General features: G+C 69.6%; 18 protein-coding genes. 4 read left to right on the top strand and 14 right to left on the bottom strand.

The features are described from left to right. Window positions 1-38: 38 nt before the first annotated feature. Window positions 39-419 (bottom strand): DUF983 domain-containing protein, encoded by a 381-nt coding sequence (locus DDE23_RS19345; protein ID WP_107754669.1) that lies wholly within the window; start codon window positions 417-419, stop codon window positions 39-41. 264 nt (window positions 420-683) lie between these two features. Between DDE23_RS19345 and DDE23_RS19340 the strand changes: the two genes are divergently transcribed. From DDE23_RS19340 to DDE23_RS19330, 3 genes are all read left to right on the top strand, one after another. After that, window positions 684-2048, top strand: a complete 1365-nt coding sequence (locus DDE23_RS19340) for an aminotransferase-like domain-containing protein (RefSeq protein ID WP_107754668.1) — start codon at window positions 684-686, stop codon at window positions 2046-2048. Between the two features lie 238 nt (window positions 2049-2286). Continuing rightward, complete coding sequence (locus DDE23_RS19335) at window positions 2287-2583, top strand: hypothetical protein (protein WP_107754667.1); 297 nt, start codon at window positions 2287-2289, stop codon at window positions 2581-2583. A gap of 11 nt (window positions 2584-2594) precedes the next feature. After that, the gene (locus tag DDE23_RS19330; protein ID WP_107754666.1) at window positions 2595-2789 is read left to right on the top strand and encodes a hypothetical protein; all 195 of its coding nucleotides are present in this window, start codon (window positions 2595-2597) and stop codon (window positions 2787-2789) included. 63 nt (window positions 2790-2852) lie between these two features. Here DDE23_RS19330 and DDE23_RS19325 read toward each other — a convergent pair whose 3' ends face one another. Both DDE23_RS19325 and DDE23_RS19320 read right to left on the bottom strand, forming a co-directional pair. After that, window positions 2853-3902 carry a fatty acid desaturase gene (locus DDE23_RS19325; RefSeq protein WP_107754695.1) on the bottom strand — a complete coding sequence of 350 codons (1050 nt, stop codon included), beginning with the start codon at window positions 3900-3902 and terminating at the stop codon, window positions 2853-2855. A 61-nt stretch (window positions 3903-3963) separates the two neighbouring features. Continuing rightward, the gene (locus DDE23_RS19320; RefSeq protein WP_107754665.1) at window positions 3964-4206 is read right to left on the bottom strand and encodes a hypothetical protein; all 243 of its coding nucleotides are present in this window, start codon (window positions 4204-4206) and stop codon (window positions 3964-3966) included. A gap of 141 nt (window positions 4207-4347) precedes the next feature. On the opposite strand from DDE23_RS19320, the gene DDE23_RS19315 reads away from it, so the two are divergent. Further along, the gene (locus tag DDE23_RS19315) at window positions 4348-5082 is read left to right on the top strand and encodes a Crp/Fnr family transcriptional regulator (protein ID WP_107754664.1); all 735 of its coding nucleotides are present in this window, start codon (window positions 4348-4350) and stop codon (window positions 5080-5082) included. Between the two features lie 71 nt (window positions 5083-5153). Here DDE23_RS19315 and DDE23_RS19310 read toward each other — a convergent pair whose 3' ends face one another. From DDE23_RS19310 to DDE23_RS19265, 11 genes are all read right to left on the bottom strand, one after another. Beyond that, window positions 5154-6026, bottom strand: coding sequence for a transglutaminase family protein (locus tag DDE23_RS19310; RefSeq protein WP_107754663.1), 873 nt, complete (start codon window positions 6024-6026; stop codon window positions 5154-5156). Window positions 6027-6117: 91 nt separating this feature from the next. Beyond that, window positions 6118-6249, bottom strand: coding sequence for a hypothetical protein (locus DDE23_RS25760; protein ID WP_272947890.1), 132 nt, complete (start codon window positions 6247-6249; stop codon window positions 6118-6120). A gap of 76 nt (window positions 6250-6325) precedes the next feature. Then, window positions 6326-7168, bottom strand: coding sequence for a transglutaminase-like domain-containing protein (locus tag DDE23_RS19305; RefSeq protein WP_107754694.1), 843 nt, complete (start codon window positions 7166-7168; stop codon window positions 6326-6328). Window positions 7169-7255: 87 nt separating this feature from the next. Then, entirely contained in the window at window positions 7256-7642 is a 387-nt protein-coding gene (locus DDE23_RS19300) for a hypothetical protein (protein ID WP_107754662.1), read from the bottom strand. 114 nt (window positions 7643-7756) lie between these two features. Then, window positions 7757-8962 carry a DEAD/DEAH box helicase gene (locus DDE23_RS19295; RefSeq protein WP_107754661.1) on the bottom strand — a complete coding sequence of 402 codons (1206 nt, stop codon included), beginning with the start codon at window positions 8960-8962 and terminating at the stop codon, window positions 7757-7759. Between the two features lie 265 nt (window positions 8963-9227). Continuing rightward, window positions 9228-9623, bottom strand: coding sequence for a CBS domain-containing protein (locus DDE23_RS19290; RefSeq protein WP_107754660.1), 396 nt, complete (start codon window positions 9621-9623; stop codon window positions 9228-9230). Beyond that, entirely contained in the window at window positions 9620-9787 is a 168-nt protein-coding gene (gene nqrM / locus DDE23_RS19285) for a (Na+)-NQR maturation NqrM (protein ID WP_116548254.1), read from the bottom strand. Before nqrM ends, DDE23_RS19290 begins: the two co-directional genes overlap by 4 nt. A gap of 11 nt (window positions 9788-9798) precedes the next feature. Further along, window positions 9799-10779 (bottom strand): FAD:protein FMN transferase, encoded by a 981-nt coding sequence (locus DDE23_RS19280; RefSeq protein ID WP_107754659.1) that lies wholly within the window; start codon window positions 10777-10779, stop codon window positions 9799-9801. An 83-nt stretch (window positions 10780-10862) separates the two neighbouring features. Next, complete coding sequence (nqrF, locus tag DDE23_RS19275; RefSeq protein ID WP_238150058.1) at window positions 10863-12002, bottom strand: NADH:ubiquinone reductase (Na(+)-transporting) subunit F; 1140 nt, start codon at window positions 12000-12002, stop codon at window positions 10863-10865. Further along, window positions 11999-12610: an NADH:ubiquinone reductase (Na(+)-transporting) subunit E gene (gene nqrE, locus DDE23_RS19270; protein ID WP_107754658.1), complete on the bottom strand. Its 612-nt coding sequence runs from the start codon at window positions 12608-12610 to the stop codon at window positions 11999-12001. The genes nqrF and nqrE overlap by 4 nt, the downstream gene beginning before the upstream one ends. Then, a complete protein-coding gene (locus tag DDE23_RS19265; RefSeq protein ID WP_107754657.1) occupies window positions 12607-13272 on the bottom strand; it encodes an NADH:ubiquinone reductase (Na(+)-transporting) subunit D in 666 nt (221 codons plus the stop codon). The genes nqrE and DDE23_RS19265 overlap by 4 nt, the downstream gene beginning before the upstream one ends. Window position 13273 lies beyond the last annotated feature (1 nt).

Below are 13273 nucleotides of genomic sequence, written 5' to 3'. Positions count from 1 at the left end.
CCGGGGACAGCGCGCTCCTTTCCTTTCGGCGGGGGCGTTCAGGACGTGGCCTTGCCGAACCCGTGCATCTCCTTGGCCCATTGGATCGCCACCATCAGCCCCTTCATCCGGGGCAGCAGCGCCAGCGACAGCACCGTCGCCACCGTACAGAGGATCAGCGCCAGTTGCAGCGGGTGGTCCTGATAGCGGCCGACGAGGCTGTGCAGCGCGATCCCGACCACATGCACGACGACCAGGATCGTCAGATAGGCCGGGCCATCGTCGGCGCGTTGATGGTGCAGCTCCTCGCCACAGGCGGCGCAGGTGTGATTGACCTTCAGGTAGCGGCCGAAGAGCTTTCCCTCGCCACAGGCCGGGCACCGCAGCATCAGGCCGCGCCGGACGGCCAGCTTGGTATCACGGGGGGCAGGGGTGCTCATGGTCGTACTCGCTTTCGGTCAAGACGCATGGGGTGAATATAGGGCGGATTGGGGGAAATTGAATGGCAAAAATCGCATTCAATGTGCGACATTGTAGCATGATTGATTGGTATTCTGGTTGTTGGGGGCAGCAGGGTGCCCGCGTGCGGGATGCAGAACAAGGGCAAAGCATCGTGTCAGGCTGCTGGGTCACGTGATGCATACAATTGCCCTTCAATTCTCCGAATCATTCCGTTAGCCTGCTGCTGAACAAGAGGTGCCGCGATGATGGATTGGGTTCCCCAGCTGGAAGACACCGGCAAGCCGCGTTATCTGGCGATTGCCGATGCCATCGCGCAGGGCATCCAGCAGGGCCTGCTGCGCATCGGCGACCGGCTGCCGCCGCAGCGCCGCCTCGCGGCGCACCTCGGCCTCGATTTCACCACCGTCTCGCGGGCTTATGCCGAAGCGCAGGCCCGCGGGCTGATCGCCGGTCACGTCGGCCGCGGCACCTTCGTCGCGCCGCGTCCGGCCACGACCGAGGATCCCGAGCGCAGGCGCGCGGGCGATCTGTCGATGAACCTGCCGCCCGAACCCACGGACCCCGTGCTCCTTGGCCGGATGCAGGCGGGGCTGGGCATGGTTTCGGCCAATCTCGTCGACCTGCTGCGCTATCAATCGCCGATCGGGGCCGAGCGTGACCGGATCGCCGCCGCCGGCTGGCTGGGCCAGCGCGGCCTGACGCCGGCGCCGGAGCGGATCGCCGTGACCCCCGGGGCGCATGCGACGATGGCGGCGATCCTGTCGATCGTGACCAGCCCCGGCGACCGGATCCTCTGCGAGCGCCTCACCTATCCCGGCATCCGCAACATCGCCGCGCGCTTCGGCGTGACGCTGATCGGGCTGGAGATGGACGCGCAGGGCATCACGCCCGAGGCCCTGCGCGCCGCCATCGCCCGGCATCAGCCGAAAGCGCTCTATCTCAACCCGACGCTGCAGAACCCGACGACCCTGACCATCCCGGCCGGGCGGCGGCAGGCGCTGGCCGAGGTGCTGAACGACACCGGGCTCACGCTGATCGAGGATGACGCCTATGGCTTCATCCCCGCCAAGACGCCCGCGCCGCTGGCGCAATTGGCGCCGGACCTGACCTGGCATATCGGCGGCCTGGCGAAATGCCTGGGCGCCGGGCTGCGGCTGGCCTTCACCGTCGCCCCCTCGCCGCGCGGGGCGATCCGTCTATCGCAGGCGATCCGGGCGCTGTCGGTGATGCCCTCGCCCTTGTCCACGGCGCTGACGACGCAATGGATCGAGGACGGCACCGCCGACGCCATCCGCCGCTTCATCCGCCTCGAAAGCGCCGCCCGGCAGGCCATCGCCCAGGAGACGCTGGAGGGGTTCCGCTTCGAGGCCGCCGAGAACGCCTTCAACATCTGGCTGACCCTGCCCGAGGGCGTGGGCCGCGCCGATGTCGTGGTGAAGATGGCCGGGCGGTCGCTGGGGCTCATCCCCTCGGACGCCTTCACCGTCGATGGCCCGCCGCAGGAGAGGCTGCGTGTCTGCCTCGGCGGCCGGATTGGCCGCGAGGAACTGCGCGAGACCCTGCTCTTGCTGCATCAGGCGCTCTTGCCCAGCGAGTTCATGGGCTGACCCGCTGGGGCCTCGAACCGCGCCGATCCGTGCCGATCCGGGTGCCGGGGCTAACCTGCGTCAGGGCGCGGCGTCCCGTCACCGGCTACAAACGCGGCTACCAGCCGACCGAGGCCCGCCCCCAGACGGGCGGATCCGCCGCTGGCCCCAAGCAGACAGCACGGAGACCCGGCATGGCCACGCGTTCGACCTCTGGCGCCCGCGATGGCGGCCCGGACATGACGAGGGGAAACTCACGATGACGGACGATCCGGTCAACCTCGATACCAGGCGCAGCGCCGAGAGCCGGATGGCGACCGATATCCGGCGGCATTCGCTGCGCGATTTCGAAGCCGACCAGCGGGCCCTGCGCCTGCGACAGGAAGAGCTGGAGGTGCAGCTTCTGGCCGAGCCCGCCGCCAATTGGCGCGAGGCGGCGCTCAAGGCGCAATATCTGATCCGCCGCTATTCCGAGACGGCTGAGGCCCGCGACGCCCGGCGGCAGGAGCTGATCGAGCGGGCGCTGGGCGATCTGGCCCGGCTGATCGAAGAGTAAAGCGCAGATCCATGACCCGGCATCTGGACCCCGACAGCCTGCCGCTGCGCCCGCCCAGCGACGCGCCGCAGGAACGCCTCTGCCTGCGCTGCCGCGTGCCCTTCCCCAGCGAGGGGTTCGGCGAAAGGATCTGCCGCCGCTGCAAGGGATCGAGCAGCTGGCGCAGCTCGGTGCAATTCGCGCCTTCGACGGGGCGGCAGCGATAATCGGCGGTCCCTGACAGGCGAACGGGGCCCGAGCTGGCCCCGTTTTCCTGCGCGCGCGGCGCCTCAGGCGGACAGCGCCCGGGCCTCGGCGAAGGACAGGAGTTTCCGGCCCTCCTCGTCCCACAGGTGCAGCCGCGCGCAGCGGAAACTCTGCCACAGCGTGATGCGCTTGGTCCCGGCCAGGACCTGATGATCGCGGATCACCTCGTCCAGACGGTAGAAGGGGATGCGGCTGGCCAGATGGTGCACGTGATGCGCGCCGATATTGCCGCTGATCCAGCGCAGCGGCGCGGGCAGGGCGTAATGCGAACTGCCGTACAGCGCCGCCTCCTGCACGTTCCAGTCCTCGCCGCGGTGCCAGCTGGTATCCTCGAACTGGTGCTGCACGTAGAAGAACCACATGCCGATCGTCGCCGCCAGCATCGTCGTCGGCAGGAAGACGCAGAGCAGAACCTGCCAGCCGCCCAGCCAGAGGATCGCGCCAACCAGCAGGGCGATGGCGGCATTGGTGCCCATCGCGCTGAGCCAGTACCGCCAGCCCGAGCGCATCAGATGCACCGGCAGGCGGTTTTGCAGGAAGAACATGTAGAAGGGCACCACCCCGAACAGAAAGACCGGATGGCGCAGCAGCCGATAGGCGGCGCGGCCGAGGGGGCCCTTTTCCGCGTATTCCCGCACCGTCAGCGTCGGCATGTCGCCGATCCCGCGCTGGTCCAGATTGCCGGTGGTGGCATGGTGGATCGCATGGGTCTTGCGCCAGACATCGTAGGGGGTCAGCGTGAGCACCCCCAGCCCGCGCCCGACCCAGTCGCCGACCCGCCGGTCGCGGAACAGCGAGCCGTGCCCGCAATCGTGCTGCACCATGAAAGCGCGCACCAGAAAGCCCGCGTTGACCAGCGCCAGCAGGATCGCCAGCAGGGGGCTGACCGACATCGCCCACCAGGCCGCCGCCCAGAGCGCGACAAGCGGCACCAGCGTCACCGCCAGTTCGAAGACACTGCGGGACTGGATCGGCTGGCGATAGGCGGCCAGCGTCCGGGTCCAGTCCGAGGCAGGGCGCGGCGCCTCGGCGCTGCTGTCGGAAAGCTCCCGCGTTTCGGGCGGTCGGGGCATGGTCATGTCTGAGGTGGACAGTCGCGTCATGGGTGGTGCAGATCCTCTACGTTTTGTGGCGTCAGGGCGCCGGTCGGCGCAGCGAGGTTTCCGCCGCGATGATCGTGTTGATGAGGGCCGCGGCGGCGCGGTGCATCTCGGCCTCCGGTCCGGCGCCCTGGGTGTTCTCATGCGTGGCCGCGGCGTCGCGCAGGACCCCGGCGACCTCGTGCCCGGGCAGGAGCCCGCGGTCGGTCAGGGCCAGCAGCAGCGATTCGCAGATCGACAGGGCGGCCAGTCCCGCGGCGCCGCTCGTGCTAGACATTCGGTGGGATCCTTTTCTCATGCCGCCATGACGCTTGTCAGACGGCTGCCCACCTTGCGCATGAAATGCTCTATGCTGGACTGATCGAGAGCAGTCTACCCGTCGTTCCCGACATTCCCGCGCCATCGAAAGGGACAGGCCATGGTTCTGGCCGCGACAAGCCCGCTGACCCGCAAGCTTTCGGCCTTCGCGGTGCTGTCCGAGGCCGAGCTGGCCGTTCTGGCCGGTCTGCACGGGCGGCGGCGCTGCTTTGCTGCGGGGCGGGACATGGCGCATCAGGGGCAGGCGGATCAGGCCGCCTATATCCTGTCCTCGGGCTGGGTCTGTTCCTACAAGCTGCAGCCGGACGGCACCCGCCAGATCGTCGACTTCCAGGTGCCCGGCGATTTCCTCGGGCTGCGCAGCGTGCTGTTGCGCACCTCGGACCACGGGTTCGAGCCCATCGTCGATATCGAGGCGGCCGAGGTCCTGACCGGCGACCTGCTCGAGGTCTTCGCGCAGACGCCGCGGCTGGCGATGGCGATCCTCTGGGCCGCGTCCCGGGACGAGGCGATGGTGGTCGAGCATCTGGTCGGGATCGGCCGGCGGGACGCGGGCGCCCGCATGGCGCATTTCCTGCTCGAACTCGGCGCGCGGCTGGCGCTGGTCGGGCTGGGCAGCCGGGAGGGCTATGATTGCCCGCTCACCCAGTACCACCTCGCCGATGCGCTCGGGCTGAGCGCGGTCCATGTGAACCGCGTGCTGCGGCAATTGCGCGAAAACGGTCTGGTCACCTTCCGCGAGGGCCATGTGACGCTGCATGATTACCGGGGGCTGGTGGCCTTTGCGGGCTTTGACCCGGCCTATCTGGATCAGACCGGCCCGCTGCTGACCTGACCGGCGCACGCCAAGGCAGGGAAGCGCAAGGGCGGCGCTGGGCACAGGGCCCGGGATCGCGGCATTCCTGGTCAATAGCCGATCACCGAATGACGCACGTCGACAGTCATGCCGAGCAGCGGATTGCCCAGCCCGACGAAACTGCCGGCCACCGGAACCACCTGGTGAATGCCGCGCGCCACCGCCACCGGGATCAGGTTCTTGGAGCCGACGCTCTGGTTGGTCGGGTCGAACGCCACCCAGCCCGCGCCGGGGATGAAGACCTCGGCCCAGGCATGGGTCGAGCCTGCGCCTTCGGAGCCCACGAGCCGGGTCTCGGGGTCGAAAAGGTAGCCCGAGACGATGCGCGCCCCGAAGCTGAGAATGCGCGCGGCCTCGGCGAAGAGCACGGCGAAATCCCGGCACGAGCCCCAGCCGCGGGCCAGCGTCTCAAGGGGCGATTGCGTCCCCTCCCGTTCGCGGCCCTGATACGAGATCTGGCTGGAGACGCCGTTGGCGATGTCCTTGAGCAGGGACAGCGTGTCGGTCGGGCGCTGAAAGACGAAACCCTCGACCCAGCGCGAGAACTGGCCCTCGGGATCGGCGTATTGCGGGGTGGTCAGGGCGCCGAGGTCGGTCCAGTCATCGGCCGAATAGAGGAAGGGAAAGCGGATCGCCTCGGCGGCGATGGCGAAGACCGGCCAGACCGGCGCGGTCAGAACGACGGTTGCCCGGCTCTCGATCAGCAGATGATCGGTCGGCTGGTCGAACCGGGCGGTGGCGACGGCATTGCCCGCCACGTCATGCGACCAGGTGAGGGGGGCGGGCGGCGTGAGGGTGATCTCGTGCGACACAAGCCTGAGTTCGCGCGCCTCACGCGGGCGCAGCATCATCCGGTGCGGCCCCAGCAGGACCGGATTGGCATAGCGGTACTCGGTCTTGTGATAGGTCGTCAGCGTGGTCACGGTCGGTGTCTTTCGGCGGTCGGTCAGGCGCCCGGGGGGGGGGCGAGGCGGGTCAATCGCAGAGGCGCGCGCTCCCCCCGGGCGACCGGGCTCAGGCCTTCTTGAGCTTGGTGGCCGTGTCGGGGGTCAGGCCCTTGCTGAAGGACATGACCGGCGCCGGAGCGGCCTTGGTCTGTTTCGGCTTCTTGTCTTCGCGGCCGCGACGGTTTTTGCCCTTGGCCATGGTCTTCTCCAGTTCAGGTTGCGTCAGGGGGCGTGTCTTGCTCTGTCAGGCGCGGGCCGGGAACCGGGCCCGCCCCTCAGTTCCGGGCGCCGGGCACGGCCTCGAACGGGTCGTCATGCGCGTCCCAGGTCCAGACGTCGAATTGCGTCAGCGTGTTCGGCCCGAAGGTCTGGGTCAGCGGCACATCGGCCGCATCCCGTCCCCGGGCGATCAGGATCCGGCCCAGACGGCGGGTGTTGTTGCGCGGGTCGAAGACCCACCAGCGACCGTCCAGGTACACCTCCATCCAGGCGGCGAAATCGCCGGCGGGATAGGGCATCGGCTCGCCGATATCGCTCAGATACCCGGTGCAATAGCGCGCGGGGATGTTCATGCAGCGGCAAAAGGCGATGGCGAGATGGGTGAAGTCGCGGCAGACCCCGTGCCGTCCCCGCAGCGTTTCCGAGGCGGTGCGAGTGGCGCTGGCCTGCATGTAGTCGAAGGCCACCGTCTCGTGCACATAATCGCAGATCGCCTGTACCCGCGCCCAGCCGGTCGGCGTCTGCGCGAAGAGGCGCCAGGCCTCCTCGGACAGCAGGTCGGTGTCGCAATAGCGGCTGCCCAGCAGGTAGACCAGCGTGTCGAAGGGCAGGTCCTGCACCGCGGCCTGCCGGGCCTCGGGCGCGAAAGGATCGGGCAGGCCGGAATCGCGGAAGATCCCGTCCGAGGCCAGGATGAATTCCCCCGCCGGGGCCACCATCCGCGTGCACCAATTGCCGAAACCGTCGCGGTAGCTTTCCAGCGGCACGCTGGGCGAGGTCACGAGGTAATCGGCCCGCTCCAGATCGCCGAAGCGCGAGTAATGCACGTTCAGCATGGCGATCAGCGGCGTCGGCTGCTCCATGCGATAGCGCATGCGGCAGCCGATGCGCATCCGCATGCCCGGCGCGGTCCGTTGCATGGGGGTATCATCCAAGGGCGTGTTCCCCGTTCAAGGCCCGGGGGCGGGCGGCGGCGCGGGGGCCGCTCACCCTTCGTCCGCCGCGCTGGCCGGGGTTTCGGGCATCGCGTCGACCTCGAGCGCGGCGAGGCAGGCCTGGGCCACGTCGCGGTTTGGTGCTTCGGTGCCCGGCATGGTCGCCCAGCCGGTCGCCATCAGCGCATCGCGGCGCCGGTAGCTGGTCGCGGCGCGGATCGTCGCCAGCGTTTCCAGCCGGTCGGGATCGCGTTCCGCCATGCCGAGGCAGACGGGGACCATGGCCGCGGCCACCTCGTTGCGCGACAGCGCCATCGCCTGGTCATGCGCGGTGCCGCCGGTCACCCAGCCGCCCCAGGTGAAGCCCAGGACGGCGACGGCGACGGCGCCGATCAGGGCGCCGTAGAGGCCGGGTTTGATCCAGTCGGGAGTCGTCATGTCTCATCCTCCTGCGGGGAAAGCGCCGCGTCGCTGTGAAAGCCTGTCCGGGTCGCAGTCAACTGCCGGTTCAGCGCGGGCTCGGTCCTCAGGAAGATGGGGGGCTGCGTGAGATCACGCAGCCAGTCGCGCCGAGGTCCCCCCGGTGCGACGGCGCGGCCTGCGCCCCTTTTGCGGTTTCGGCGCCTGGGCCCGGGTCTGCCAGGGGCTGCCCCCGGCGACCTCGACCGGCATGCCGAGCACCTTTTCGATGGCCTTGAGTTCGCTCACCTCATCGGCATCGCAAAAGGCGATGGCGCGGCCGGCGGTGCCGGCGCGGGCGGTGCGGCCGATGCGGTGGACATAGTTCTCGGGCACGTTCGGCAGGTCGAAATTATAGACATGGCCGACGCCGGGAATGTCGATCCCGCGCGCCGCGACATCGGTCGCGACCAGCACGGTGACCGAACCCGAGCGGAACGCCTGAAGCGCGCGGTCGCGCTGGCCCTGGCTCTTGTTGCCATGGATCGAGGCGGCGGCGAAACCGGCGCGGTCAAGCTGCTTCATCAGCCGCTCGGCCCCGTGCTTGGTGCGCGAGAAGACCAGCGCCCGGTCCTCGCGGTGGCCGCGCAGCAGGCCGATCAGCAGGTCCTGCTTTTCTTCCTTGGCGACGAAATGCACCGAATGGGTGACCTTGTCGGCGACCTTGCCGGGCGGCGAGACCTCGACCCGGACCGGATCGGTCAGGTAGCTGCGCGACAGATCCGCCATCGACTTGGGCATCGTGGCCGAGAACATCATCGTCTGGCGGTCCTTGCCCAGAAGCGGCGCGATCCGGCGCAGGGCATGGATGAAGCCGATGTCGAGCATCTGGTCGGCCTCGTCCAGCACCAGGAACCGGGTCTGGCCCAGCGTCACCGAGCCGCGGTCGATCAGGTCGATCAGGCGGCCCGGGGTGGCGACCAGGATATCGGTGCCGCGCGACAGGGCCGAGGACTGGCCGTGGATCGACTTGCCGCCGACCACCAAGGTGATGCGCAGGTCGGCGGTCAGCCCCTCCAGCGTGCGGACGATCTGGCCCGCCAGTTCGCGCGTCGGCGCCAGGATCAGCCCGCGGGCCGAACGCGGCTGCGGGCGCTCGGGGGCTTTCGACAGCGCCACGACCAGCGGGATGCCGAAGGCGGCGGTCTTGCCGGTGCCGGTCTGGGCGATGCCCAGCACGTCGCGGCCCTGCAGCGCCACGGGGATCGCCTGCTGCTGGATCGGGGTGGGCGTGGTCAGCCCCAGGGCTTCGAGCCGCGAGACCATGCGGGCGTTGAGCCCGAGTTCAGTGAAAGTCATGTCAATCCTTGTCCGGACCGGGGTCCGGGTATCGCCGACCAGCGCCCATGCGCCGGGTCGAACGGGGTGCACCCTGGCGAACACTCCGGCACCGTATTGTACCGCGAGCCGCACCGGGCGGCGTCCCCCCTCTCGTGATGTGGGAAAACTCTGCGCCAAGGCCGGGGGCGGATGGAACCCGCCTGCTCACGCGGCAAAGCAGTGGCGCCCTTCTGATGTGGGGCTTCGCAGGCGCTTTGTCAATGACCGAGGGCCGGAGGGCCGTTCAACTCAGCTCGACCAGCCGCTGCAGCAGGTCCGAGCGGTGCAGCATGCCCAGAAAGCGGTCCCCCTCCAGCACCGGAAAGGCGCGGTGGGAATGGGCGAGAAAGGCCTCGGCCGCGTCGGCGATGTCGATCCCGGCCTGCAGGGTCACGACCCGGGGTGTCATGAAATCGACCACATTGCCCTTCCATTCCTGATAATAGCTCGCGTTCAGCGTCGGCCGGAAGCAATCCTTCTGGCTGAGGATGCCGACCAGCGCGCCGCTGTCGTCGATCACCGGCGCGGCCGAAACGCGCCCGCCCACCAGCATCGCCACGGCGCGGCGGATCGGCATGTCGGGCGCCAGCACCGGGCCGTCGGCCCTGAGCAGCCCGTGCAGCGTCTCATGCGCGCTCATGCCCCGCGCCCCTCGGGACGGTGCGGGCAGCCCTCGCAGGCCACGTCCTTGAGGCAGGCCATGCCGCCGCACGAGCCCTTGACCGGCCCGCGCCCGAAGGCGAGGCCCAGCGCCAGCCCGCCTGCGGCCAGCAGCACCACGGCGATCCCCAGAAGCAGTTCCATCACACCCTCCGTCACAGCAGGTAGCGGGCGACATCGCCGGTCGTCACCGGCCGCAGGCTGTCGCCCTCGACCGCGAGAAACAGCGCCGCAAGCCCCTGAGCGCGGGCCAGGTCCGGCCCCTCCTCGCCCGCCGCCATCAGCGCGGTGGCCCAGCCATCGGCGCGCATCGCGCTGTCGGCCAGAACCGAGACCGAGGCAAAGCGCCCCTCGCTGGGCCGCCCCGCGCGGGGGGCGATGATATGGCCATAGCGGTGCCCGCCCAAGGCATAGCTTTGCGCCCGGGTGCCCGAGGTGGCGACGGCCAGCCCCGCGGGCAGGCGCAGGCCCATCGCCGCGCCGGGGTTGCGGGGTCGCGGATCCTCGACCGCCACCCGCCAGTCGCGGCCGGCAGGGTGACGCCCCAGGCTGCCCAGCTCGCCCCCCAGATCGACCAGCGCGTCGGTGACGCCCGCGTCGAGCAGCAGCGCCCGCACCAGATCCAGCGCCCGCCCCTTGGCGATGCCGCAGAGATCCATGGTCAGCCCGGGCCGGTCGCGGCCCAGGCCTGCCTCGCCGACGCTCAGCCCCCGCCAATCGCCCGCCTCGCTGCCCCGGATCGGACCAAAGCCCCAGCGCGCGACCAGCGGGCCGACACTCGGATCGAACCAGCCGCCGCTGGCCGCCGCCAGATCCAGCGCGGCGCGGGCGACATGGGCGGTCCCGGCCGAAACCGGGCTCGCCGCCCGGGTGCCCTCGTTGAAGCGCGTCACCTCGCTATCGGCGCGCCAGGGCGACATCTGCGCGTCGATCCCGGCCAGCAGCGCGGTGATGGCCGCCCGGTGCCGCTCGATCCCCTGTCCGGCGGGGGCACTCACCCGCCAATGGCTGGCGAAGGCGCGGCCCTCCATCACCTCGACCGGGTTCTGCGCCCGGCCCGGCCCCGGCAGCAGCAGGGTCGCGGCGAAGGCGCCGCTGGCGGCGATCATCCGGCGACGGGTGGGGTGGAAGGGCATGGCTCAGCCTCCGAAATCGTCGTTGAAGATGGACTGCGGCTCGACGCCCAGCCTGGCCAGCGTGTGCAGCACGGCGTTGATCATCACCGGCGGCCCGCAGAGGTAAAACTCGCAGTCCTCGGGCGCGGGATGGCGCGACAGATGGGCGCGCACCACGTCATGGATGAAGCCGTCTCGCCCTGCCAGCGGTCGCCGGGGGCCGGGTCGGACAGCGCCGGGGTCCAGCGGAAATGCGGATACGTGGCGGCGATCCGTTCGAATTCCTCGACATAGAACAGGTCCGCCGCCGAGCGCGCGCCATAGAAATAGCGCATGGGCCGCGTGCTGCCCTGGCCCACCTGTTCGTGGATCATCGACCTGAGCGGCGCCATGCCGACACCGCCGCCGATGAAGATCTTTTCGCGGTCGGTCGGCTGGACGTGGAACTCGCCGAAGGGCCCCGAGGCCTCGACCCTGTCACCGGGCTTGCGGGCGAAGAGCCAGGACGAGACGACGCCCGGCGGCAGGTCATGTTCCTGCCCGGCAGGCGGCGCGGCGAGGCGGATGTTGAAGACGGCGCGGCCCTGATCCTCGGGCCGGTTGGCGATGGAATAGGCCCGCGTGACCCGCTGGTCCGAGACCGAGCGCATGCTGGGCCAGTCGGCCAGCTGCCAGGCCTCGCGGAAGGGGGCGTCGACCGCGACGTCCTGGAAATCCAGCGCATAGGGCGGGGCGGTCAGTTGCAGGAAGCCCCCGGCGCGGAAGTCGAAGGGCTGGCCGGGCGGCAGGTCCAGCACCAGCTCGCGGATCAGGGGCGCCATCTGCCGGTTCGAGACGACGGTGCAGGTGAAGCCAGTGGCGCCGAGGAATTCGGCCGGGACGGTGACGGCGCAGGGCCCGCGCAGCGCCGTCTGGCAGGCCAGCCGCACCCCGGCCTTGCGCTCGGCCGCGGACAGAATGCCCTTTTCGGTGGCCTGCGCCTGTCCGGCGCCCTCACCCGTCACCGTGCAGCGACAAAGCCCGCAGGTGCCGGATCCGCCACAGGCCGCCGGGATGCCGATGGACGCGCCATGCAGCACCGTCAGCAGCCGGTCGCCGCGCCGGGCCTCGATGGTTTCGGTCCCGTTCACCGTGACGGTGATGCTTTCGGCCGGGATCAGCCGCTGCCGGGTGGCCAGCAGCACCAGTGTCAGCACGACGATCAGGAGCGTAATCAGCAGGGCGCCCAGCAGGATCTCACTCATGAGGCCACCATCTGCGCGAAGGCGGAAAAGCCCAGCGACATCAGCCCCGCGAGGAAAAAGGTGATCCCCAGCCCGTTCAGCCCGCGCGGCAGATCGGCATAGGAAAGCCGCGCCCGGATCGCCGCCAGCATGACCGCGGCCACGGCAAAGCCGAAGCCCGCGCCCAGACCGAAGACGGTGGATTGCGCCAGCGTATAGCTGCGCTCGACCATGAACAGGCTGCCCGCGAGGATCGCGCATTGCACGGTCAAAAGCGGCAGGAACACCCCGAACGAGGCATGGATCGCCGGGAAGAAACGGTCCAGCACCATCTCCAGCAGCTGCACCGTGGCGGCGATGACGCCGATGAAGGCGATGAGCCGCAGATAGGACAGGTCGGTATCCGCGAGCCCGGCCCAGGCCCAGGCGCCCGGGGCCAGAAGCCCGTGGAAGATCACGTGATTGAGCGGCACCGTCACCCCCATCACCGCGACCATCGCCACGCCCAGACCCAGCGCGGGGCCGGTCTTGCGCGACAGCGCGATGAAGGTGCACAGGCCCAGAAAGAAGGTCAGCGGCATGTTCTCGACAAAGGCCGCGCGCAGGAAGAGGGAGGCGAGATCGCTCATGCGATATCCTCCGGCCGGTCGGGCGGCAGGAGTTCCGGGTCCTCGGCCTGTTCGGGCAGCACCGAGCGCAGCGCCCAGACCAGCCCGCCCAAGAGGAAAAAGCCCGAGGGCGCCAGCAGCATCAGCGACAGCGGCGTGAACCAGCCGCCCTGATCGACCGTCGGCAGCACCTGCCAGCCGAGCCAGGCGCCGGTCCCGAACAATTCGCGGATCGAGCCGATCACCAGCAGCGCCAGCGAATAGCCAAGGCCGTTGCCCAGAGCGTCGAGCATGGCGCGGCCCGGCGGGTTGTGGCGCGAGAAGCTCTCGGTCCGGCCCAGCACCAGGCAATTGGTGGTGATGAGGCTGACGAAGACCGACAGCCGTTGGCTGATGTCAAAGAGATAGGCCTGCAGCAGCTGGTCGATGACGATGACCAGCGAGGCGACGATGACGATCTGCACGATCAGCCGGATCGAGCCGGGGATATGGTTGCGGATCATCGAGATCAGCGCCGCCGACAGGACCAGCACCGCGGTCAGCGCCGCCGACATGGTGAGCGCCGTCGCGACCGAAGTGGTCACCGCCAGCGCCGAACAGAGCCCGAGGATCTGCAAGGTCACCGGGTTCTGCCGGATCAGCGGATCGGTCAGGATCGACCAGGAGGAGGGGCGCGCCGCCATG

This window comes from Pararhodobacter aggregans (assembly GCF_003075525.1).
GTDB classification, from domain to species: Bacteria; Pseudomonadota; Alphaproteobacteria; order Rhodobacterales; family Rhodobacteraceae; genus Pararhodobacter; species Pararhodobacter aggregans.
The sequence above is the reverse complement of the archived record's forward strand: the minus strand, read 5'-3'. Positions and strand labels throughout refer to the sequence as shown.